Below are 700 nucleotides of genomic sequence, written 5' to 3' on the forward strand. Positions count from 1 at the left end.
GTACCGTGTGTGGACGGGTTCAGGGAGCGTCGAACCATGGTTTGCCGGCCGCCCAATGCCGGACCCAGCCGAGAAATCCGGATGTGCCGGTGGTGTAGCCGAATTCGGCGCCGAAGGGGGCGGCTCCCTCGCCGCTGATGTTCCAGATATGGCCGCGGTGCGGGCCCGTCACGATCAGGTGCCAGTACATCCCGCAGCCGTCCGTGCCGAGCACGATCGACCCGTGGTCGAAGACCGGATCGAGCAACGGTTGCAGTTCCTCGTACGGTCGTGGGTCTTCCTCCCACAACCATGCCTCGGTCAGTGGGAAGTCGAGGCTCAGGATGCGTGCCGGGCGATCGTCGCCCCAATCGTTGGGCATCTCAGCGACGCTGAGGAGGCCGTACTCCGGCGGCCCGGAGAATGACCCGTCCGTGATCTCGGCGACGAGGGTACGGTAGGGCTCTGGCAGCACGATGCCATGTTCGGCTTCGAAGGCGTAAACACCTGACCAGCCCAGCGCCGACTCGCCAGCGTCGTCCGCGTCAAGGGCGATGCCCAGTTCGGCAAGCTCGTGCGGGTCGGCGTGGTCGGTGTTCATGAGCAGCAGTGATATCACGCCGTGGACCGGTTTGCATGATCCGGCAGACGGGGCTCATCGACACGACCAGGCACCAACTCGGCTCGGTCGACGGGATGCTGGATATGCCGTTGAGCAAGG

The 700-nt window shown here is 65.1% G+C and carries 1 protein-coding gene; it reads right to left on the minus strand.

Annotated features, from left to right (window positions below; genetic code table 11):
- Positions 1-19 precede the first annotated feature (19 nt).
- Positions 20-580 (minus strand): SMI1/KNR4 family protein, encoded by a 561-nt coding sequence (locus tag ABD901_RS58805; protein ID WP_345145138.1) that lies wholly within the window; start codon positions 578-580, stop codon positions 20-22.
- Between the last annotated feature and the right edge of the window lie 120 nt (positions 581-700).

Origin of the sequence: Dactylosporangium darangshiense, from assembly GCF_039537565.1 — a bacterium.
Taxonomy (GTDB): Bacteria; Actinomycetota; Actinomycetes; order Mycobacteriales; family Micromonosporaceae; genus Dactylosporangium; species Dactylosporangium darangshiense.